The sequence below is a fragment of the Streptomyces sp. NBC_01537 genome (assembly GCF_045040445.1).
GTDB lineage: Bacteria > Actinomycetota > Actinomycetes > Streptomycetales > Streptomycetaceae > Actinacidiphila.
The window spans coordinates 1,060,350-1,082,934 of record NZ_CP109392.1 but is presented as its reverse complement, the minus strand read 5'-3'; the positions used below and the strand labels follow the sequence as shown (position 1 = coordinate 1,082,934).

Below are 22,585 nucleotides of genomic sequence, written 5' to 3'. Positions count from 1 at the left end.
ACAGGCCCTGGCTCGTCCCTCGAACGCCCCCTCAAACTCCCGTCGGCGCATGCGCGCCCGGGTCGCGGTCCGCGATCTCCTTCGTCTTGATCCGGCCCGGGTCGGCGTGGTCCAGCGCGCTCTGGTCATGGGCGTTCTGCTCGCCGTTGAAGACCCGGACGGGGAGCGAGCCGATGGCCGCGTCGATGCTCTTGCCTGCGAAGATCGGCTCGTTGTGCGGGATGCGGTTGGCCATCTGATTGGGCAGGACATGGGCGAAGCTCATGCCCGCGTTCTCGAAGGCCGTGGTGGGGTCGGCGCCGTTCGCGATCTGGTAGCCGGCCGTGGCGACGTTCTGGACGGCTCCGCCGACGACGCTGTAGCCGGTCTTCCACTTGAAGTCGTTCATCGACGACGGGTCGAAGGTGGCGTGGTAGTCGTGCGCCGGCGCGTGCTGCTCGGAGTAACTGCCGTTGTAGCCCACCTTGGTGGTGTGGTCGGTGGTGGTGTTGACCACCTTCACGCCGCCCGAGTCGCCGAGGCCGATGTCGAACGAGTTGGGCTGGCCGATGTCGTTGGTGTTGGTGTGGGTTCCCTCGACGCCCCCGGGGCCCAGGTCGAGCGTGGTGTTGTGGTTGTCTTTCGTGGCGAATGTGGCCTTGCCGTCGGGGTGCTGGGTGATGGTGGTGTTGTTGTCGGTGGTCGTCGCGGTGCCGTTGTTGATGTTCGTCTGCTGGTTGTCGACACCGTGCGGGGTGAGGGTGACATGGCCCGCGCCGTCGTTGTTGACGGTGAGCGTGCCGCCGTTGAGGCCGCCGGACTGGGAGCCCGGCGCGCCGCCGTCAGGCGTTTTCACCGGGACGCCGTGGTGGTCGGTCAGGGTGCCGTCGGGGGCGACGGTGACCTTGTCGTTGGTTCCGCCGCCGCCGGAGACCTCGAAGCTGCCGTCGCCCTTGTTGACGACGGTGTAGTCCCCGTTGGGCCCGTTGGGGCTGCTCACGGTGGAGCCCTTGCCGCCGACCGGCACCTCGACGGTGGGTCCGCCGTTGTTGTGCTGCACGCTGAAGACCTCGGGCGCCTGCGTGCCGTCCTTGGGCTGCGGCGTCTTGGTGATCGTGGCGTTCCCGGTGTCGACGGTGGACTTGCCGCCACCGCCGCCGGAGATGTTCGGGTTGGGCTCATGGCTGATCGTCGGGCCGTTTCCGGGCGCCTGGACGCTGATCGAGCCCTTGCCGTTGCCGGTCACCTCGTTGACGTGCACCGGCTGGCCGCCGGTGCCGACGGGGTGCGTGGGGTTGCCGTGGATGTGCTCCGGGCCGCCCGCGGAGTAGGTGCCCTTGACGGGGCCGTAGGTGACGTCCACCTTGCCGTCGGGGTTGAGATGCGTCGTGCTGCCCGGCTGGTGCACCGGGTGGACGGGCGACGTGGTGACCGTCGTCCCCGCCGGGCCGTGGGCGCCCGGGTTGCTGTGGACGTCGATCTGGTTGTTGCCGACCGTCGTCTTCTCCGGGGTGACCACGGTGGCGTGGTCGGGGTGGACCGTGATGTCGGCCTTGCTCGGGGGGTTGTTGACCTTCACCGAGCCGTCCGGGTTGACCGTGTGGCTGGGCGTTCCGTCGCCCCCGGGCTTCCCGGTGGTGTGGGTGACACCGTTGTCGTCGCCCTTCACGGTGGTGCTGACGTCGCCGTGGTCCACGGTCGTCGTGGTGGTCGGGCCGCCGACCGGGTCGGTGGACGGGGCGCCGTGCGCGGTCGTCCCGTCGTGGTTGTTCACCTGGAAGGAGTGGTCGGGGTTGGCCGTCGCCGTGTCGCCCGAGGTGTGGACGACGCTCACGCTGCCGTCGCCGGGCGAGTGGAAGACGGCGTTGGGCGTGTCCGGGTGCTCGAAGGTCACCGGGTTGTTGTTGGTGCCGGTGGTCTTCACACCGCCCGCGTTGACCTCCGCGCCGTTGGGGGTGGTGTGCGCCTGGAACGGTGGGGCGTTCGGGTCGGACGGCTTGACGTTGGCGGTGGGCGCGGCGCCCGGGGCCTTGGTGTGGGTGATCTCCGTGGGGCCGGTGGTGACCTTGCCGCCGGTGTGATCGACGTTGAGGGTGTTGTCGCCGCTGTGGATCTGGCTGTTGCCCTGGTTCGTCGTCAGCGTGGTGTCGCCGCCGGTGTGCGCGGTGGTGACCGGGTGCTGGCCGGCGGTGTTGGTGTTGACCAGCGGCGTGCCGTTGTTGGCCGCCGACGCGCCGTTGTCGTTGACGGTCGTGTGGGTGGTGCCGCTGTGGATCTGGGTGCCCGGTCCGCCGTCGGTGTTCGGGGTGACGGTGGTCGTGGGGGTGCCGTCGTGCGCCCCGACGGTGGTCGAGCCGGTGTTGTGGTCGACGGTGACCTGGGGGTGGCCGGCCCCGGTGGTGACAGTCGTGGTCGGATGCCCGTCCGGCCCGGTGGTGGTGCTGGTCGAGACGGGGTGGTTCGGGTCGGTGCCGTTGACGTCGACCTTGCCGGGGGTGGTGTGGACGGTGACGTCAGGGTGGTTGAGGGTCGTGCCGCCCGGGGTGACGGTCGCCGTGGTGCCGTGGTTGCCGAAGGTGAACTCCGCCTTGCCGTCGGGGTTCACATGGACGGTCGAGTTGCCCAGGTTCACCGGGTTGCCCGGCGTCGGCTGGGTGACGGGCCCGGTGTGCGCCGGGTTGTTGTGGGTGATCTGGCCGTTCGGGCTGACGTTGAAGTCCGTGCCGTTGTGGGAGATCGTGGCCGAGCCGTCCGGGTGCGCGGTGCTGACGGGGACCGGGTTGCCGTCCGGCCCGGGGTGGTTGAGGGTGACCGTGCCGTCGGGAGCCTTGTTGATGGTGCCGGCGTTGAAGCTGCCGTCGTGGTGGACGGTGACGGGGGTGTGGCCGTCGCCCCCGTTGAACGTCACCGAGGTCTTGCCGACGGTCAGCTGGCCGTCGCCGCCGGGGTTGACGACGGCTCCACCGTGGCCGTCCGTGATGACACCGGTCGTGGCCACGCCGCCGTGGTTGCCCACGACGACCGGGTGGTTGCCGGCCGGGTTGACCGTCACCGTTCCGCTGTCGCTGTTGAAGGTCACCGGGGCGTGCCCGTCGTTGACCGTGAAGCCGTGGCCGTTGCCGGGGACGTCCACCGTGGTGCCGCCCGGGTGGGTGACGGTGCCCGAGCCGCCCGGGTTCAGCTGCGTGCCGGTCCCGTCGGGATGCGCGAAGGTGGTGTTGTTGCCGTCGACGGTGATCGTCTGGTGCCCGCCGCCGTTCCCCACCGGATGGGTCACCACGGTCTGGCCGTTGGGGTTGACCGCCACATGGTCGCCGCCCGGCAGGTCCAGGCCGTGCCCCGGGTTGTTGGCGTCGAACCCGATGTGGTTGCCGTTGCCGATGTCATGGGTGACCTGGGGCGCGGCGGGGTTGCTGACGTCATGAACGGCCACCGGCGTGTTGCCGACGTTCACGGTGGTGGTGTTGTTCTGGGTGTGCACGTCCAGACCGCCGGAACTCACCGAGGTGTGGTTCCCGCCGTGGTCCGTGACGGCCACATTCGGCGTCCCCACGCTGTGCTGGCCGACCGTGACCGAGGGCGCGGCGTTCGGCGGGGCCCCGGGCGGGGACACGCTGACGGAGTGGCCGCCGGGGTTGCCGTCGGGGATGTCGTGGGTGACCGTGCCGATGGTGTCCCCGGTGGTGACCGTGCCGTTCGGCCCGGTGCTGGTGTTGATGCCCGGGTTGTCGCCGCCGCTGTTGCCGCCGCTGAGCGGGGTGTGGACCTCCGCGCCGCCGTTGTTGACGGTGACCTTGTCGCCCCCGGGGCCGGTGACCGTCTGGGTGGTGCCGCCCGCGTCGGTTTTGACCGAGGTGGAGAAACCGTCCGGAGTGGTGGACTTGGCGTTGGTCACCGGAGGCAGGCCCTCCCCGCCGGGCTTCACCTCGGTCTTGGTGTTGACACCGTCCGGCGTGCTGATGGTCGTCGACGCCGACCCCTTGCTCGGGGGCGTGTTGTACGTCTTGATGCCGTGGGTGTCGACCTTGATCGCGCCGCCCTTGTCGACCTTGAAGGCGCTCGACGGGCTGTACTTGCCGTTGACGATGCCGAGCGACTCCTTGGAGAAGGCCTTGCTGAAGCCCGCCGAGGACTTCGCCGAGTCCTTGCCCAGGTTCAGGAACCCCTCCTTCAGCCCGGCGCCGAACTTCGACTTGTCCAACGCCGTGCCCCCGGCGGACACCGCGCCTCCGATGGCCGCGCCGACCAGGATGTCCTTGATGTTGCTCGTCTTGCCGTTGATCTTGTCGGTGATCGCCGAGCCGATGGCGCCCGAGACGAAACCGACGCCGAAGTCCTTGCCCACCTGCGCGCCGACCGCCAACAACGGGCTCACCTTGGTACCGATGATGCCCTTGCCCGCGATCACCAGGAACGACCGGATCTCGGACGTCATCTTGGTGATGCTCGCCAGCACCGTGCCGCTGACCTTGCCGACGCCGGAGATGATCTTGGCCAGCGGCGCGAACTTCGCCAGCACGCTCACCGCCTTGCCGAACGCCCCGAGCACGACCGCGCCCGGAATGAGCCCCAGGACGCCGGCGACGATGTCCCCGGCGTTGAATTTGCCCTCCTCGCCCATCTTGAGCAGGGAGACGCCGAACAGCAGGCCCGCCGCGATCAGCCCGAAGACCGGGAAGAAGACGGAGACGATCGCCACCAGGACGCCGAGGACGATCTCGACGACCGGGTTGTCCTCCAGGAAGTCCGCGAACTGCTTGAAGACGTCGCGGGCCGGGATGGCGTGCGTGGCCGCCTCGTTGAGCTGACTGGAGGCGGTGCGCGAGCCGTCCTCCCGCAGATTCTTCGCCTCCTGCGCCAGCCGCGTGGCCGCGGTCATCGCGTCGTTGGCGGCCGAGATGGCGTTGTTGGCCTGGGCGTCCTGGGTCGCCTGGTCCGGTGTGGCGTCGGGGGCCGTCTGGACGGTGGGCTGTCCGGCGCCGTTGTTCCGCGCCTCCAGTCCCTGGTCGATCGCCGTGTCCAGTCTGCTCTGGGCGTCGGTGAGGAGGTCGGCGTACACGGTGTAGGCCTTGGCCGCGTTGCTGAACGACACCGCGGTCTGGTCCAGCATCCTGGGGACCTCTGAGATCCGCTCCTGCAGGGCCTTCATCGCGTCGCCCTTGCCCGACCGGATCCTGCCGCCGTTGGCGAAGAGCGCGAACGCCTGACTGGCCTGCGAGCTCAGGTTGTTGTACTGCGCCGACAGGGCCCGGATCCCCTCGGGGTCACCCGGCGTCGGGTCGTCCCCGAACCCGAACATATCCCACCCCGTCGTGTGCCGTCGTGACATTCCATTCCCTCCCGGAAGAGCCGTCGCTGTCACCCACCGCACGAACGGCACTTCGGGCCGGTTCGGTCACTTTTGTCGATAATCTTTCCTTAATCCTCGGGTCATACGGCAGACATCCTCTTGTTTCCTTCGGAGCAAGCGCCGGGTCTCGAATCAGGGCCGCGACAGACGGCCTCTGGGTCAATTGACGTGACACGACCGCATTCGTCGCGTGACGGGCTCGCGCATGACGGGCTCGTGCGTGACCGTAGGCACGCAGGACAGAGGTAATCGCATCCAATCCGGGCGGCTGCCGGATCAGGCTCAGCCGACGTTGCCCAGCATGGCCAGGACGTCGTCGTACCTGCCGTCGGCCTCCGCGTCGCGCAACTGCTCTGGGACCGCCGCCAGAACCAGCCGCTGACCGAGATCAAGGTCACGACCTTCGGCAATTCGCAGCTCAACGCGAAGAGGACCAGTGCCGAGCGCGGGGGACGTGATCCACTCGGCGCTGATGGACAAGATCGTCAACCTGCTGGACACCGCCGGCCGGCAGTCCGGCCGCCCCGACCGGGTGCCGCACCCGGACGAGATCAAGGTCGTGATCGACGCTGCCGGCCGCCACCCCGACCCCGCCGGCCCCTTGGGCGAGACCCTGGAGGCCCGGCGCCGGACGGCCGTGCGGGAGCTCATGGGCTCCACGGACGTCAAGTCCGAGGACGAGATCGACCGGGTGCTGGGATCGCTGCCGAAGCCCGCATACGAAGAGCTGATCGCCGAGGCCACCGTGATCAGCGACGCCCACAACCCCGCTCGCGGGGCGCATGGGCTGGGCCAGGGGAGTGAATCCAGCGAATACGGCGAACCCGGCGAATTCCGCCCCGAAGCCTGTCTCCATCGCCGATGTGCTGGCGGGCATATGACCGGAATTAGTCATGACGATGCGTCAATTGACCGACACAGTTGGTGTTCCGACGTTTCCGGTTAACTGTTCGAGTGCAGTATTGCCCCGTGAAGGTCGGCATGTGGGTCGGACGAGCCGACCAGGTACGCGCCGTCCTGGGCGCCGTTCGCACGGTGGCCGCCGGACACGGCGGCCGGGTGCTCGTCGAGGGCGAGCCCGGCGCGGGCAAGAGCGCCCTGCTGGCGGTCGTCACCGATGAGGCGGCGCGGCTCGGTTGCCGGGTCCTCACCGGCGCGGCCGGAGAGCTGGAACAGCCCATTCCGCTGCGCGCGGTCCTGGACTGCTTCGAGACTGACCTCGCGACCGGTGGCGGTGGCGAAGCGGCGGCGCAGGTCGCCGACGCGCTCACCGAGCACCTGACCGGTCTGTGCCGCACCTCGCCGGTCGTGGTCGTCCTGGACAATCTGCAGTGGGCCGACAAGGCCAGCACCGTCGTCTGGGACCGGCTGGGCCGGGCGGCCGGCCGTCTGCCCCTGCTCCTGGTGTCCGCCCGCCGCACCGGTCCCGGCGGCGCGAAGGGCGCTCGGGCCGTCCTTCTCGGCCCCCTGACCCGGGAGGAGACCGCCGAGCTCGTCGGAAACCTGATCGGCGTGCCCGCCGGCCCCCGCCTGCTGCGCCGTATGACGAGTGCCGGCGGCAACCCCTTCTACGTACGCGAACTGCTGGCGGCCCTGGTCCGGGCGCGGGCCGTCGAGACCTCGGCCGGTGTCGCGGAGCTGGCCCCGCAGCCCGCCGACGCACCCCCGCTGGTGATCCGGCCGATCACCGAGCAGCTGGGGTCCCTCCAGCGGGACACGCCCGAGGTGCTGCGCATCGCCGCACTGCTGGGCACCGACTTCTCCGTCCCCGAACTCGCCGCACTCCTGGGGCGACCGCCAAACGAACTGCGCCGGGCCCTGGACGAGGCACAGTCGGCAGGCGTGACCGAGCCGGCCGGCGAGGACCCCGGACACCTGCGCTTCAGACACCCCGTGGTCCGTGAATCGCTCTACGCGAGCATGCCCGCGTCCCTTCGCCCGGCCCTGCACCGGCAGGCCGCCGAGTCCCTCGCCGGGGCGGGCGCCGACGTGCGGCGGGTGGCCGGACAGCTGCTCCCGGCGCGGGCCTGCTTCGACCGCTGGTGCGCCGACTGGCTGGTGCGCAACTCCGAAGCGCTGCTGCGCCGGGCACCCGCCGCGGCCGTCGAGCTGACGCGATACGCGCTCGACCGAGCCCCGCACGCGGACCCGCACCGACCGCACCTGGAGGAGACCCTCACCACCGGGACCTTTCTCCTTCGCCGGCCCGGCTCGGCCCAGCTGGTGCGGGACCTGCGCGAGCGCACGGCCGACCCCGGGCGCAGGGAGTCGCTGACGCTCATGCTCGTACTGGACCTGATCCACGAGGGTCGCGCCGAAGAGGCGCTGTCCGAGGTCGAGCGGGGGGAGCGGGCACCGGGGCATGCCGGCTTCCCGGGGCTGCGTGCCTTCCTGCTGTGGGCGGTTCAGCGGTACGAGGAGGCGGATAGCGCCGCGCAGCGGATCGTGGCGCCATCGCACGCACCACCGCACCATCCGCTCGCGCAGGCGTACGCCCGGTACACGCGCGCTGTCCTGATGACGCGGCCGGAAGCGGGCGAGGACGCCCTGGCCGAGGTCGAACTCGGCCTGCGGGCTGCCCGGTTGAGCGAGCACGCCACGGATGTGACGGTCGGGCTGACGCTGACCGGAGCCGGACTGCTGGCCGCGGCGGAGCGCGTCGGCGAAGCCAGGCAATGGGTGCTGACCGCCCGCTCCGTGGCGGAGGCGGCGGGCGCCGACGGACTGCTTCCCCGGGTGGACGCCGCCGCGGCGACGATCGACTACCTCACCGGGCGGTGGGACGACGCCCTCGAACTCCTCGGCCAGGCGCGCGAACCGTCCGCCGACCCCTGGGTGCCGGTCAGCGCACACGGTCTGGCCGCGCTCATCCTCATCAGCCGTGACCGGCGGGAGCGGGCCAAGGACCACCTCGCCGCCGTCGAAGCCGTCCCGGAAGGCCCCGCGACCCCCGGGCTCCAGGCGAGCTGGCTGCTCCTGGCGAGGGCACTGCTCGCGGAGCGGGAGGGCGATCCGTACCGGGCACTGGCCCTCCTGCTGCCCGCGCAGGCAACGGCGGCCGGCCACCACCTGCTGCCCGACGTGGTGCGGCTCGCCCTGGCGGCCGGTGACCCGGCACGGGCCCGCGCGGCTGCCGCCGTGCTCGGCGCCGAGGCCGGACAGGCGGTCGCCCAGCGCTGCCGGGGCCTGCTGGACAACGACCCCGAGCCGCTGCTCGCCGCCCTCGCCCACCACGAGCGCACCGGCCCTTCGCTCCACCTCGCGCAGACGGCCGAGGACCTGGCTGCCGTCCTGGTCGTACGTGGCGACGCCGAAGCCGCCCGCGCCCACCTCAACCGGGCCGTCGAGGTCTATCAGGGGCTCGGCGCCGAGTGGTTCATCGCCCGTGCTGACGCCAGACTGCGAGCCCTGGGCGTCAGGCGCGGCCGGCGCGGGGAGCGCCGCCGTCCCAAGAGCGGCTGGGGGGCCCTGACCCCCACCGAGGTGAAGATCGCGCTGCTGGTCGCCGAGGGCCGGCCGAATCCCGGGATCGCGGCCGAACTGCTGCTGTCCCCCCGGACCGTGCAGACCCACGTGTCGCACATCCTGGCCAAGCTGGGCCTGCGGTCGCGTACCGAGATTGCCAGGATTGCGGGTGGCCATGACGCGTGAGGGTCTGATCGGCCGTGACGAGGAGACCGAGCTGCTGCGCCGGCGGATCGAAGGGCTGGCGCAGGGGCGGGGCGGCTCGGTGCTGATCGAGGGCGAGCCCGGCATCGGCAAGACCACGGTGCTCGCCCTGGTGGCCCGGGAGGCCGCCCGGCTCGGCTGCCGGATCCTGCACGCACACGCCTCCGAACTGGGCCGGAGCTTCCCCCTGCGACCGCTGCTGGACTGTCTGGAAGAGGGCGGCGACGCCGGGGCCGGAACCGGGGCCGGCACCATGGCGCTCATGGAGCGGCTGACCCGGCGGATCACCGCGATGACCGACGAGAGCCCGCTCCTGCTGCTCCTGGACGACCTCAACTGGGCCGACGACGCCACCCTGCTGCTGTGGCAGCGGCTCAGCCGGGCCACCGCCCGGCTTCCCCTCCTCCTGGTCGCCACCTCCCGCCGGGTGCCCGGCCGACGGGAGCTGAGCCAGCTCAGACGGGACCTGCTCGACCAGGACACCTGGCTGCTGGCCCTGGCCCCCATGTCCCCGGCGGAGGTGGCGCGGCTGACCGAGACACTGCTCGGCGCCGCCCCCGGCCCCGACCTGCGGGACCGACTCGAACCGGCCGGCGGCAACCCTCTGTACGTACGCGAGCTGTTGGACGCCCTGCTGCGCCAGGACGGCATCGACGTCGCGAGGGGTGACGCCGAGCTCAGCGGCGACGCGGCGTCGGCCTCGCCCCGCCCGCCCCTGCGTGCCATCACCGAGCGCCTCGGCCGGCTGCCCCCGGACACGCTGCGGGCGCTGCGCGCCGCCGCACTGCTGGGCACCGAGTTCAGCGCGACCGAGTTCGCGGCCGTACTGCGGCGTCCCCCGAGCGACCTGCTCGCCCTGACGGACGAGGCGACCGCCGCCGGGATGCTCGCCGACACCGGGGAGCGCATGACCTTCCGCCATCCGCTGATCCGTCAGGCCCTGTACGACAGCGCCGCACCCCCGGAGCGCGCCCGGGCGCACCGCCGTGCGGCACAGGCCCTGCACGCCGGCGGAGCCTCCGTCGAACGCGTCGCCGAGCAGCTGCTGCACGCCGGTGACGCCACCGGCGGCTGGATGACGGACTGGGTCATCGACGCGGCCGAACCGCTCGCGCTGCGGGCGCCCGAGGTGGCCGTCGACCTGCTGCGCCGGGCCCTCGGCCAGGTGCCCGGGGACGACCCCCGCCGCGCCGCCCTGGAACACCGGCTGGGCGAGGCCGCCTTCCGGCTGCGCCGTCCGGAGTGCAACGCGATCGTACGGGGGCTGCTGGACCGCGCGGCCGACCCGGACCGCCGGGCGCTGCTGACGGTCTCGCTGGTACTGGGGCTCTTCTGGGAAGGCAAGTGGGCCGAGGCGATGGCAGTCCTGGACGAGGCCGAGGCCGGGGAGGCCGAGGGCGCCCCGGACAGGCCCGGCCCCGCCCCGGTGTGGGCGAACCGGTTCCGGGGACTGCGCTCGATCGCGCTCTGGAGCGGGGGCCGCCCCGAAGCGGTCCCCGCGCTCGCGGCCCAGGTCGTGGCCGAGGCGGCCGCCTGCGGCGACGCCAACGCCGAGGCGTACGGCCGGCACGCGCTGGCCCTGTCCCTGATGCGCCGGCGCCGTACGGACGCCGCACTCGCCGAGAACGCCCGGGGACTGGCCGCCGCCCGCCGCGTGGCGGCGACCGGGCCGGGCACCGACGGGGTCGCGGACGTGCGCATCACCATGCTCGTCTACCGCGCCCTCATGCTCGGCGCCACCGACCGTACGGAGGAGGCGCTGGAGGCGCTGCGGGAGGCCCGCCGACTGTGCGAGAGCATGGGCGCGTACGGCCACCTCAGCGGCATCAGCATGAGCCAGGCGGCGCTCAACTACTGGAGCGGCCGCTGGGACGCCGCGCTGGCCGACCTGGACGCGATCGCCGATCTGCCCGCGGTCGAATGGCTGCCGGTGCTGCGGTACGGCGTCGCCGTCCTCGTCCACGGCCATCGCGACCAGGAGGAGGACGCGCGAGCCCTCTTCGCCGAACTGCGGGACCGTCCGGACCCCGGCGGCCTGCAACGCGGCCACTCCCACTACCGGATCATGGCCGGCGCCCTGATGGCCGAGCGCGACGGCCGGCCGGGCGAGGCGCTGGGCATTCTGCTGCCGACCCTGGACCCCGGTTACGCGCGCGAACTGGACCAGCGCCACCAGTGGCTCCCCGACATCGTGCGGCTGGCTCTCGAAGTCGGCGACCCCGCCACCGCACAGGCCGCCGCCGTCATCGCGGCCTCCGAGGCCGACCAGGAACCCAACGCCGGCCGCACCGCCGCCGCAGGCCGCTGCCGGGGCCTGGTCGACCAGGACCCGGAGCCGCTGCTGGCCGCCGTCGACCACTACACCCGGGCCGGCCGCCCGCTCCAGGCCGGCCAGGCCCTGGAGGATCTCGCGGCCGTCCTCGCCTCGCTCGGCGACCTCCCCGGCGCACGGGCACAACTGGACCGCGCGGTGGCTCAGTACCGTCGGATCGGCGCCGCCTGGGACATCCGGCGCGCCCACGCCAGGCTTCGGCCCCTCGGCGTACGCGGCACCGCCCGGCGCGCCTCCCGCCGCCCAGCCCGCACCGGCTGGGAAGCCCTCACCCCGACCGAGTTGAAGATCGCCCGCCTCGTCTCCGAAGGGCGCTCGAATCCCGGAATCGCCGAAGAGCTCTACCTGTCCCCCCGCACCGTGCAGACGCACGTCTCACACATCCTCGGCAAGCTGGGCGTCCGCTCCCGCACCGAGGTCGCCGGCGAGGCCGCCCGGCACCCGGTGCCAGGCCCTAGGCCGGAGTGACGTAACCCGGCATCGCCTGCCGCAGCACCCGCAGGGCGTAGTACGTACGGGACTTGACGGTGCCCGGCGGTATACCGAGAACCTCGGACGCCTCGGTGACCGACAGGCCGCGGAAGTACACCTGCACCAGCACGGCGCGGTGGTCGGGGCTCAGCCGCATCACGGCCTCGCGGATGTCCATCGCCGTGACCGAGCGGTCGACGTCGTCCGGCACCGACGGCGGCACCGATTCCAGGATCTCGTCGCCCACCTCGTTCGGGCGGGCCAGGAGGGCGCGGCGGGCGTCGATCGCGAGTCTGCGGGCCACCGTGAACAGCCACGGCCGCATCGACTCGTGGTCGGTCTCCAGCGCCTCCGGGTGCTGCCAGGCGCGGACCAGGGTCTCCTGCGCCAGGTCCTCGGCGCGCTGCCGGTCACCGTACGTCAGGCCGAGAAGAAAGCTGAACAGGGCGCGTCCGTGCTCGCGCTGGAGCTCGGCCAGTGCCTCCTCGCCGGTGGTGCGGGAAGCGCGGGCGGTGGCCGGTCGGTGCAGCAGATCGGGAGATTTCACCCGAATCACCCCTCCGGGAAAAGGACTTCACCTGGCATCCACCGCGACCGCGGTGGCCTGCCAAGAGATTGGCGCAGACCAATGGCCGAGATATCCGCCACCTGGCGTATACGCCGGCACGGGTCGGCGAACGGGCGAACGGCGTCCCCGACCGCTCGCCGAACGGGCGAACGGCCTTTCGGACGGCGGTGAGCGGTGGCCTGTGAACCTCGGCGCGGCGGTTCCCACATCGCCTCCGTGTGGACCGAACCGGAGCCGGACCGTGCCCGTGCCACTAGCAGAGGACGCGAAGACAAGTGGGTACTCGGTCCGGTCGATGACAGTCGCGAGGTGGATACGACTATGACTCCCATCCGGCGCACGGCACGGGCGTTCCGGCCGGCAGCGGCCGCGAGCGCCGCCGTGCCGGCAGGTGTTCTGCTCACCGTCGGCAGCGCGGCCGAGGCGTCGGCCGCCCCGGTCCCGCGCGGTGCGCGCGCCGGGGTCGTGAAGGCCGACGGGGAGCAGGTCAAGTACTACGTCGTCGGCAAGCAGCCGAACGGTCAGCCCGAGTTCCTGTTCGCGATCGCGGAGAAGGTGCTGGGCGACGGCAACAGGTTCACGGAGATCTTCGCGCTCAACAAGGGCCGGGTGCAGCCCGACGGCGGTGTCATGACCGACCCGGCGTCCATCTCCCAGGGCTGGATCCTCCAGCTGCCCGCGGACGCGTCGGGCGACGGCGTGCAGTTCGGTCCGCTGCCGACCACGGAACCCGCGGCGCCCCCGGCGGCCACCGCTTCCACGACCCCCCAGCAGCAGACCGAGCAGCAGACCCAGCAGCAGGCCCCGCAGACCGCCACGGCGACCCCCGCGTGGGTGACCCCGGTCGCGCTGGGCGGTGGCGGTGCCGTCCTGCTGGTGGGCGCCGTGGCCGCAGGCGTCGCACTGCGGCGCCGGTCGGCGGTACGGGCGGCGGACGCGGCGGCCGCCGCCGGACCGCTCACCGCACCGGTGTCCGCCGATCCTCCGGCCGTGACGGTCGCGGCGCCCTCCCGCGCACCCCGGTCGGTCGCTCGGCGCACCGACTCCCCTGCGCCCGCCGCCACGGCTCCCGCTTCCCCGGTTCCCGCCGTATCGGTGGGCACCGTGTCCGTGGGCGCCGTGTCCGTCATGGCGGAGGGCCTGGGCCGAGGTCGGCCGGGCCGCGAGCCTCGAAGAGGTGGTCGCCCGCCGCTCGGACATGGGCGACCCATCCTTCGAATTCGTCTTCTGCGCCCTGGAGTCCGACGGTCGTACTGGGAGAAGCAGAGGGCGCGGCATGGACGTTTATCCTGCGCGGCGCCGCCCCTGAGGAGGACCAGGAGCGGTAAATAATCCACAGCATATTCAAAGAGTGGCAAAAATGCGCTCCCCGGATCCGGTAAGTGCCGGCCCGGGGAGCACTGAAGCGTTCGATCGTTTAATTTCCGGGAGTGGGTTTTCGGGAGCGTCTTTCCGGGCGCGCGTTTACGGCCGTTCCGGCGCCACAGGGCCAGGTGACGCCGGAACGGCCTCTTCACTCCCGGGTCGGGGGAGCCCGGAAGAGCCTCCGCGCTCCGACGGCGGCTCATACATAGGCACGGCCGGGGACGGTGCCCGGTTCAATCGATCATGGAATCATTTCAGTGATGGATTTATCCGAAATTACCTGAATCGCTCATTCCGGATGCTCGTTGACAGCTGGTCTGGACCACTGTACTTTTTCGAATGCGCAAGCCCATTGTCCCGAACTCCCGTGCACTGCGGTTGATCCCCGGCGTTTCCCCATAGAACGGCCTGGATGATGTTCGAAACCACTCGGCGCAATTCAATTCTGACTTCCTTCCGTAACCTCTACGAAAACAATCCGGACAAGCTCCTGTTCACTTTCGTCGGTGACGACGGGGAGGACAGTGAGACGCTCGGAGTGCGTGAGCTGGCCGTGGCCGTCGACGGGATCGCCCGCTCGCTGCGTTCCTGGGGTCTGGCCCCCGGTGACCGGGCGGTGCTGGTGTATCCGCCGTCCCTGGACTTCCTGAAGGCGTTCATGGGGTGCCTCGCGGCCGGTGTCCTGCCGGTGCCCGTCTACCCGCCGAATCCCTTCCGGCTCAAGCGCGACCTCGCCACCTTCAACGCGATCGTGGCCGGGTCCGGCGCGACCGCCGCGCTGACCAACGGCGCCTTCGACCGGGCCCGCAGGGTCGGTTCGGTGGCCGGGCTGCTGGGCCGGCCGGAGCAGCGCTGGCCCCGCATCCCCTGGTACCGCACCGACCGCCGCCCAGGCGGTGACCGGCCGGGGAACGGCTTCGACCCCGACTCCTGGCAGGAGCCCGCCGACCCGGGGGAGACCGCGTTCCTGCAGTACACCTCGGGCTCCACCGGGGTGCCCAAGGGCGTCATGGTCACCCACGGCAACCTCGTCCACGAGATCGCCGCCAACGTGACCGACCTGCGGCTCAACCCCGGTACCCGAGGGGTGTTCTGGCTCCCGCAGTATCACGACATGGGGCTGGTCAACGTCTTCCTCAGCACGGCGCTGGGCAACTCCGCGACGCACATCATGTCGCCGCTGACCTTCCTCCAGCGGCCCGCGATCTGGCTCGACGTCATGTCCCGGGTGGGCGCCACGATCACCTCGGCGCCCAACTTCGCGTACGAGCTGGCGGTCCGCAGGACCACCCCAGAGATGCGCGCCGGATGGGACCTCAGCTCTCTGGAGATGGCCGTCACCGCCGCCGAGCCGATCCGCGCGAAGACCATGCGCGCCTTCCTCGACGCCTTCGCGGTCGCACGGGTCCGCCGGGACGTGTTCTTCGGCGCGTACGGTCTCGCCGAGAACACCGCGAGCGTGACCAACCGTGGGCAGGGGCTGCTCACTCTCGACAAGAGCGCGCTGGAGAAGGGCGTCGTGGTGCCGGTGGCGGACGCCGGGTCCGGTCATCCGGAGTTCTACAGCTGCGGCACCTCCAGCAAGCACGGCGACCGGATCCGGATCGTCGACCCCGACACGGGCGTCCCCTGCCCGGCGGACCGCGTCGGTGAGATCTGGGTACGCACCTCGACGACGGCGGCCGGCTACTACGGCCGGCCGGAGCTGACCCGCGAGGTCTTCCGGGCCAGGGTGTCCGGTGAGGACGATCCGACCGAGTATCTGCGCACCGGTGACCTCGGCTTCCAGCACGAGGGCCGGCTGTTCATCACCGGGCGGATCAAGGACCTGATCATCATCCGGGGGCGCAACGTGTACCCCTCCGACATCGAGGACTCCGTCCGCGAGAGCCACCCGGTCATCAGGCCCGGCGGTGTCATCGCGTTCGCACTCGACCCCGACGAGGCCTTCCCCGGCGAGGCCGCACCCGACGACATGGGCGAGCGGCTGGTGGTCTTCGCCGAGACCCGGGAGAAGCAGCCCGGCCCGGAGCTGGCCGCGGAGATCTGCGCCGCGGTACGCGGGTCGGTCCACGCCGACCACCAGCTGTCCTGCCACGCGGTGGTGCTGGGCAGGCCCGGACTCGTACGCAAGACCACCAGCGGCAAGGTCCGCCGCCGCGTGTGCAAGGAGGCCCTGCTGAGCGGCGAGATAGACCGGGACGCCGCCACCGTCCTGGTGTCCCTGTCCCCGGCCGCCGAATTCGCCACGGAGGGATGACGCGTATGAACCCGAGCACGAACAGGAACACGCACACGGACAGGCACAGCGACGGCCTGGTACTCGCCACCGGTCCGCGCGATCCCCGGATGTACGACATCGACGACGACTTCCGGCGCGTCCTCATCGACATGTCCGCCCTGACGGTGGCGTCCGCGACCCGCAGGGACCGCTTCTTCCACGCGACCTCGACCTCCGCCCGGGGCGTCCTGCGCCTGCTGGACGCCCCCGAACTGCCCGCCCACGCCTTCCTCCGCCCCGGCCGCCGCTTCCCGGTCCTCGCGCGCTACAGCAACTCGGTCGGCACCGACGACGTCAAACCGACGGTCCGGGGGCTCACGCTGCGGCTCCTGGACGCCGATCCGGCCCCAGGGTCTGCCACCGGGCTCGAAGCGGGGCTGCTCGACCTCACCTTCAACACCGGCCCGACCTTCTTCGCCTCCAACGCCGAGATCTTCCGGCGCAGTTTCGGCACCCCCGAGGAGCGGGCCCGCAACATCAGGGAGAAGCCGCAGGTCCGCGGGATCATCTGGAACAACATCAGGACCGCCGGCTCCTACGCCACGTACGACTTCTACTCCCAGGTCCCCCAGGGCTTCGTCGCCGAGGACGGGCGGCAGTGGCTGATCCGCTTCCGTGTCCACCCGGCCGGTGAGCCCCTCGTGCGGGGCGACTTCGACCACGGCGACCTGTGGTGGCCGCCGGACGCCCCGGACGAGATCCCCCGCCCGGCCGGGGACACCCGCGAGCCCGCCTTCCTCCGCGACGATCTGCGCCGCCGCCTCCGTACGACCGGGGTACGCGCGCTTCTCCAGGCCCAGCTGCACCCGCTGACCGGGGACCCGGCCGACACCGAGGCCGCCCTGGACCCGGCCCGCCCCTGGCCCGAGGACCGCTGCCCCTGGTTCGACCTCGGCCGGCTCGACCTGGACACCCTCACCGACGACGAGGCGGTCAACCGGCTGGCCTTCGACCCGGGCCTCGCTCCGCCGGAACTGGGTATCGCGCTGGCCCGGTCCCCGTACTCCGCCGCCTCCCTGAACCATCTGCGCGCCCTGATCTACCAGGCGGCGTCCCATGCCAGGCTCGGTGAGCGGCAGCCGCCCGAACTGACCGCCCTGCTGCGCCCCAGCCGCAGCATCACCACGGCCGCACCCGGCCCAGGCCCCGCGCCTGCCCCCGCGCCCGCCCCCGGCCCCCGTACGGTGGTCGTTCTCGGCGCCGGCCCGGCGGGGCTGTCCGCCTCCCGCGAGCTGGAGCGGGCCGGCCACCGGGTCACCGTGCTGGAGGCCCGTGAGGCGGTGGCCGGGAAGTGCGAGACCGTGGAGATCGACGGCCGGGCCTACGACCTGGGCGGCCACATCTGCACCAACCAGTACCGGCGGGTCGCCGAACTCGCCACCGAGCTGGGCGTGGCGACCGAGGCCACCACCTCGTACCGGATACTCGACACCGAGACCGCGGGCGCCGCCCCCCAGGACACCTCCTTCTTCAGGAGGGAAACCTTTCAGCGCTACCAGGCGCTCCGCGACCGCGAGTTCCCGCACATCGCCGCACCCGGCCTCGCCCACTCCGCGAAAGCCCTCGCCGCCCCCGTGGGGGAGTGGCTCGCCGAACACGGCCTGGAGTCCATGGCCGCCTCCTTCGGCACCGGGTACACGGCCGCCGGCTACGGCTACCTCGACGACGATGTCCCCGCGCTGTACTTCGTCAAGTACGCCGAGATGACCGGGTTGCTCTCCAACGCCGCCGAACTCCTCGGCCATCCAGGGGCCTTCACCATCGCCGGCGGCTTCGCCCGACTGTGGCGCAGTGTCGCGGAGGAGCTCCGCGACGTACGCCTGGGCGTGCGCGTCGAATCGATCGAGCGGCACGACGGCGGTGTGCGCGTCCGCACCGACGCGGGCCTGATCGAGGCGGACGACCTGGTCGTCACCGTCGCGCCGGACCAGGTGCTGCCGCTGCTCGACAGCACCGACGACGAGCGCGAACTCGCCGCGCGGATCAGCGGCAACGCCTACCACACCACCGTCGCCACGGTCTCCGGCCTGCCCGGCTCGGCCTTCTACTTCCTCCAGCAGAACAACGACAGCCGTAAGGCCTCCGGCCACTGCGTCGCCTACCACCACCGCTACCCCGGCAGCGATGTGCGGACCTTCTACTCCTACGGCCTGCCCGAGGAGATCACCCCGCTGCTGGCCGAGGACATCGCCGGCCTCGGCGGGCAGCTGGAGCAGGTGCACCTCCAGCGCCAGTGGCCGTTCATGCCGCACTTCGGATCCGAGGACCTGCGCGACGGCATCCTGGACCGGCTCGAAGCGATCCAGGGGCAGCGGCACACCTACTACGCCGGCAGCCTGCCCGCCTTCGAACTCGTCGAGTGCACCGTCGCCTACGCCCAGGATCTCGCCCGCCGTCATTTCCCGACGCCCGGCGAAGCCCGGCCCGGGCCGAGCCGGTCACCGCACGCGGCCTCCGCCGAGCACGTGGCGGCTCCCGCCCCGGTCGAGCGCAGGACCGTGGACGACGTACGCGAGTGGCTGGTCGCCAACATCGCCGCCGAACTGCGGCTGCCCCCAGGCCAGTTGGACACCGCCCGGCCACTGGAGGACTACGCGCTGGAGTCGCTGTCGGTGGCCGCACTGCAGTCCCGGCTCTCCGACTGGCTGGGATTCCGCATCCCGCACACCCTGTTCATGGAGCTGCCCACCATCGACGCCGCCGCCGGCTTCCTCGCGGAGCCGGACGGGACCGGCTCCACGACGGCCCCCACGACGGCCCCCGCGACGGCCTCCGCCCGGCCGACCCAGCCGACGAGGCCGAAGCACCTCCTCCCGCTCAACTCGCCGCTCCCCTTCTTCTGCGTGGGCGGCCTCGGCACCACCCCGCGCTATCTCACCCCCCTCGCCCGCGCCCTCGGCGACGGACGGCCCTGCTACGCCCTGGCACCCCCCGGCCTCGACGGCACCGAGGAACCCCTCGACGACATGGCCGACCTCGCCGCCCTCTTCGCCGACGAGATCAAGCAGACCCAGCCACGCGGCCCCTACCTCCTCGGCGGCCACTCCTTCGGCGGCATGGTCGCCTACGAGGCCGCACAGCAGCTCCGCGAGCGCGGTGAACAGGTCCGCAGAGTCGTGCTGTTCGACACCTACGTCCCCGTACCCGGCCACGGCGCCCCCGCCGACGACGACCTGCGCGCGATCCAGGAACTTCTCGCGCTGCGGCACATCGCCTGCCTCGCCACGGACTCCTGCAGCTGCGGCGTCGACCAGGACCGCCCCCTGGAGGAGCAGGGCGAGCAGATCGCGCGGGCCCTGGGAGCGACCGACCCCGCTGCGTACGCGTCCCATCTGCTCACCGTCGTCGGCTCCTACCAGGCGGGCCTGCGGGCCTTCGCCCTCTACCGGCCCACGCCCTCGGACCTGTCGGTGGTGCTGGTCAAACCCGAGGCCGGGTTCGCGCCGCTGAGGCCGCAGGACCACCGCGTACCGATGCACTTCGACTCCCCGAACGGCTGGGACACCGTCGGCGTGGGCGACCTGACCGTCATCCCGGTCACCGGCAACCACTTCGGCATGTTCTCCCGGCCCCACCTCGCCGCCGTAGCCGAGGCCACCCGCATCAGCCTGGCAGGCGACCGATGACCACGGCCCACCACGTCCACTACGACCCCACCGACCGCGCCGTCCAGGCCGACCCGTATCCGCTCTACCACGCACTGCGCGAAGCCGATCCGATGCACTGGAACCCGCCCGGCTTCTGGCTGCTCACCCGCTACGAGGACGTACACACTCTGCTGCGCGACCCGAGGCTCGGAGCGGACAACGGCGGCAACGCGGGAGCGGACGCGAGGCCCGGCGGTGAGCACACCGAGCGCATGGCCGGCGGCGACACCCCGTCCATGATCCTGATGGACCCGCCCGGCCACACCCGCCTGCGGGCCCTGGTCAACAAGGCTTTCACCCCACGCGCCGTCGAAGGCCTGCGCGAGCGCATCGAGCGCATCGTCGACCGCCTCCTGGACGACTGGGACTCCGGCCCCGGCTCCGACTCCGGCTCCGGGGGCACCGACTTCGTGGAGGCCTTCGCGTACCCGCTGCCCCTCGACGTGATCTGCGAGATGCTCGGCGTGCCCGCGTCCGACCGCGCCGAGGTCCGCGACTGGTCCGAGGACATGGCCTACCTCGTGGACCCCGTGGTCACTCCCGAGACAGTGGCCCGGGGGCTGTCCGGCCGCCGGAAGATCATCGACTACTTCCGGACCCTGGTCGCCGAACGCCGGCTCGCCCCGGGCGATGACATCCTCAGCGGCCTCATCCTCGCCGAGGACCAGGGCGACCGGCTGACGTCGGACGAACTGCTCGCCACCGCTGCCCTGCTGGTCGTCGCCGGTCATGAGACGACCGCCAACATGATCGCCAACGGCATGCTCGCGCTGCTGCGGCACCCGGACGAGCTGGAGCTCCTCAGATCCTCCGGCCCCGCGCTGGTCCCGGCGGCGGTCGAGGAGATGCTGCGCTACGACGGGCCCGCCCAGGCCGTGGGGCGACGCGCCCTGGAGGACATCGAACTCCACGGCGTACGCGTTCCGCGCGGCGGCCGGCTCGTCCTCAGCCTCGGCGCTGCCAACCGCGACCCCGCCCGCTTCCCCGACCCCGACCGCCTCGACATCACCCGTCCCGACAACCGCCACCTGGCCCTCAGCGGAGGCGCGCACTTCTGCGTAGGCGCTCCCCTGGCCCGGATGGAGGCCTGCATCGCGTTCACCGCGCTGCTGCGCCGCTTCCCCCGCCTCGAACTGACCGCCGAGCCCCGCTGGCGCGAGCGCACCGGCCTACGGGGCCTGCGCGAACTGCGGGTCGGTACCGGCGGCTGACCCGGTGCCCGGCACCGGGAGCTGTGCCGGATGTCGGGATCCGATCTGCGACATCGAGAAAGGCGTGACATGAATCCCCTCCCCGCAACCCTGCCCGCGCTTTCGCACGGGGCCGCAGCCGTGGCCCCGGGCCGCCCGGAGGGCACCGGCTTCGCGCCCGAGGACATCGCGGCGGTGGTCCGGTCCGTCCGGCGCCCGGCGCGGATCCTGCGTGACCCGGACACCGGCCGTCTCGGGGCGGTCCCGGCAGACGGGCCCGCACCGCCCCCCGGCTGCGAGACGGCCGGCACCCTGCCGCCGCTTTACCCGGAATGGCTGGGGGACCGGACGTACGGCGAGACCCACGGCACCCGGTTCCCGTACGTCGCCGGGGAGATGGCCAACGGCATCGCCACTACCCGGCTGGTCATCGCCATGGCCGAGGCGGACATGCTCGGCTTCTTCGGCGCCGGAGGCCTGGCCCCGGACCGGGTGGAGGACGCCGTCGGCGAACTCGCCTCGGCCCTTGGCGACAGGCCCAACTGGGGCGTAAACCTCATCCACTCCCCGAACGAGCCCGCCGTCGAGGACCGGGTCGCCGAACTGCTGCTCCAACGTGGTGTGCCCGTCGTGTCCGCCTCGGCGTTCATGGACCTCACCCCTGCGGTCGTGCGCTGCTCGGCGGCCGGGTTGCGTACGGACGCGGGCGGGCGGGTGGTGCGCCGCACGCGGCTGTTCGCCAAGGTGTCGCGGCCCGAGGTCGCCGCGAAGTTCATGTCGCCCGCGCCGGGCGAACTGCTCGACCTGCTCGTCTCCAGGGGGCAGTTGACCGCCGACGAGGCGCGGCTGGCCGCCCGGGTGCCGATCGCGCAGGACATCACGGCCGAGGCGGACAGCGGCGGCCACACCGACAACCGGCCGCTGGTCTCGCTGCTGCCCGCGCTGCTGGCCCTGCGCGACGAGCTGAGCGCCCGCCACGGCTACGACCGGCCGGTCAGGGTCGGAGCGGCGGGCGGCCTCGGCACCCCCGCGAGCGTGGCCGCCGCCTTCGCCCTCGGCGCGGCCTACGTCGTGACCGGAACGGTCAACCAGATCGCCGACGAGGGCGGAATCTCGGAGGACGCCAAGGCGATGCTCGCCCAGGCCGACATCGCGGACGTCATCATGGCGCCGGCCGCCGACATGTTCGAGTTCGGCGCGAAGGTGCAGGTGCTGCGGCGCGGCACCATGTTCGCCACCCGTGGCAGCCGGCTCTACGAGATCTACCGTACGTACCCGTCGCTGGAAGCACTGCCCGCCGACGTACGCACCACCTTGGAGCGTCAGGTGCTCGGCGTGCCCGTGGACGACATCTGGGCCGAGGCGCTGCGCTTCTGGCGCCGACGCGACCCCGCCGAGATCACCCGCGCCGAGCAGGACCCCAAGCACCGGATGGCCCTGGTCTTCCGCTGGTACCTCGGCCGGTCCAGCCGCTGGGCGATCGACGGCGACACCGCACGCCGGGCCGACTACCAGATCTGGTGCGGCCCGGCGATGGGCGCCTTCAACCGCTGGACCGCCGGCAGCTTCCTGGCCGGCCCGGGCAGCCGTCCGGCCGCCCAGATCGCCCGCAACCTCCTGGAGGGCGCCGCGGTGGTCACCCGCGCCCATCAACTGCGTACGTACGGAGTCCCCGTGCCCGCCGCCGCCCTCCGCTTCGACCCGCGCCCTCTGATGTGAACCGAGATTCGGAG

General features: G+C 72.0%; 11 protein-coding genes. 8 read left to right on the top strand and 3 right to left on the bottom strand.

The annotated features are described in order from the left end of the window. Positions 1–31 precede the first annotated feature (31 nt). Both OG607_RS05100 and OG607_RS05095 read right to left on the bottom strand, forming a co-directional pair. Positions 32–5,278 (bottom strand): hypothetical protein, encoded by a 5,247-nt coding sequence (locus OG607_RS05100; protein ID WP_405719330.1) that lies wholly within the window; start codon positions 5,276–5,278, stop codon positions 32–34. A 333-nt stretch (positions 5,279–5,611) separates the two neighbouring features. Next, a complete protein-coding gene (locus OG607_RS05095) occupies positions 5,612–5,809 on the bottom strand; it encodes a hypothetical protein (RefSeq protein WP_405719327.1) in 198 nt (65 codons plus the stop codon). Between OG607_RS05095 and OG607_RS05090 the strand changes: the two genes are divergently transcribed. The 3 genes from OG607_RS05090 to OG607_RS05080 are packed head-to-tail and all read left to right on the top strand — an operon-like array spanning position 5,802 to position 11,798. Next, entirely contained in the window at positions 5,802–6,275 is a 474-nt protein-coding gene (locus tag OG607_RS05090; RefSeq protein ID WP_405719325.1) for a hypothetical protein, read from the top strand. The genes OG607_RS05095 and OG607_RS05090 overlap by 8 nt on opposite strands. Positions 6,276–6,298: 23 nt before the next feature. Further along, complete coding sequence (locus OG607_RS05085; RefSeq protein ID WP_405719323.1) at positions 6,299–8,980, top strand: AAA family ATPase; 2,682 nt, start codon at positions 6,299–6,301, stop codon at positions 8,978–8,980. After that, entirely contained in the window at positions 8,970–11,798 is a 2,829-nt protein-coding gene (locus tag OG607_RS05080) for a helix-turn-helix transcriptional regulator (RefSeq protein WP_405719321.1), read from the top strand. Before OG607_RS05085 ends, OG607_RS05080 begins: the two co-directional genes overlap by 11 nt. Here the strand turns inward: OG607_RS05080 and OG607_RS05075 are convergent. Beyond that, entirely contained in the window at positions 11,785–12,348 is a 564-nt protein-coding gene (locus tag OG607_RS05075) for a sigma-70 family RNA polymerase sigma factor (protein ID WP_405719319.1), read from the bottom strand. The genes OG607_RS05080 and OG607_RS05075 overlap by 14 nt on opposite strands. A 342-nt stretch (positions 12,349–12,690) precedes the next feature. On the opposite strand from OG607_RS05075, the gene OG607_RS05070 reads away from it, so the two are divergent. From OG607_RS05070 to OG607_RS05050, 5 genes are all read left to right on the top strand, one after another. Further along, positions 12,691–13,701, top strand: a complete 1,011-nt coding sequence (locus OG607_RS05070; protein WP_405719317.1) for a hypothetical protein — start codon at positions 12,691–12,693, stop codon at positions 13,699–13,701. Positions 13,702–14,146: 445 nt separating this feature from the next. Continuing rightward, on the top strand, positions 14,147–15,994 hold the full coding sequence (locus OG607_RS05065) for a fatty acyl-AMP ligase (RefSeq protein ID WP_405719315.1): 1,848 nt from the start codon (positions 14,147–14,149) through the stop codon (positions 15,992–15,994). A 5-nt stretch (positions 15,995–15,999) separates the two neighbouring features. Beyond that, positions 16,000–19,641 carry an alpha/beta fold hydrolase gene (locus tag OG607_RS05060; protein WP_405719313.1) on the top strand — a complete coding sequence of 1,214 codons (3,642 nt, stop codon included), beginning with the start codon at positions 16,000–16,002 and terminating at the stop codon, positions 19,639–19,641. Further along, a complete protein-coding gene (locus OG607_RS05055; protein ID WP_405719311.1) occupies positions 19,638–20,873 on the top strand; it encodes a cytochrome P450 in 1,236 nt (411 codons plus the stop codon). Before OG607_RS05060 ends, OG607_RS05055 begins: the two co-directional genes overlap by 4 nt. A 69-nt stretch (positions 20,874–20,942) precedes the next feature. Further along, positions 20,943–22,571: a PfaD family polyunsaturated fatty acid/polyketide biosynthesis protein gene (locus OG607_RS05050; RefSeq protein ID WP_405719309.1), complete on the top strand. Its 1,629-nt coding sequence runs from the start codon at positions 20,943–20,945 to the stop codon at positions 22,569–22,571. Positions 22,572–22,585 lie beyond the last annotated feature (14 nt).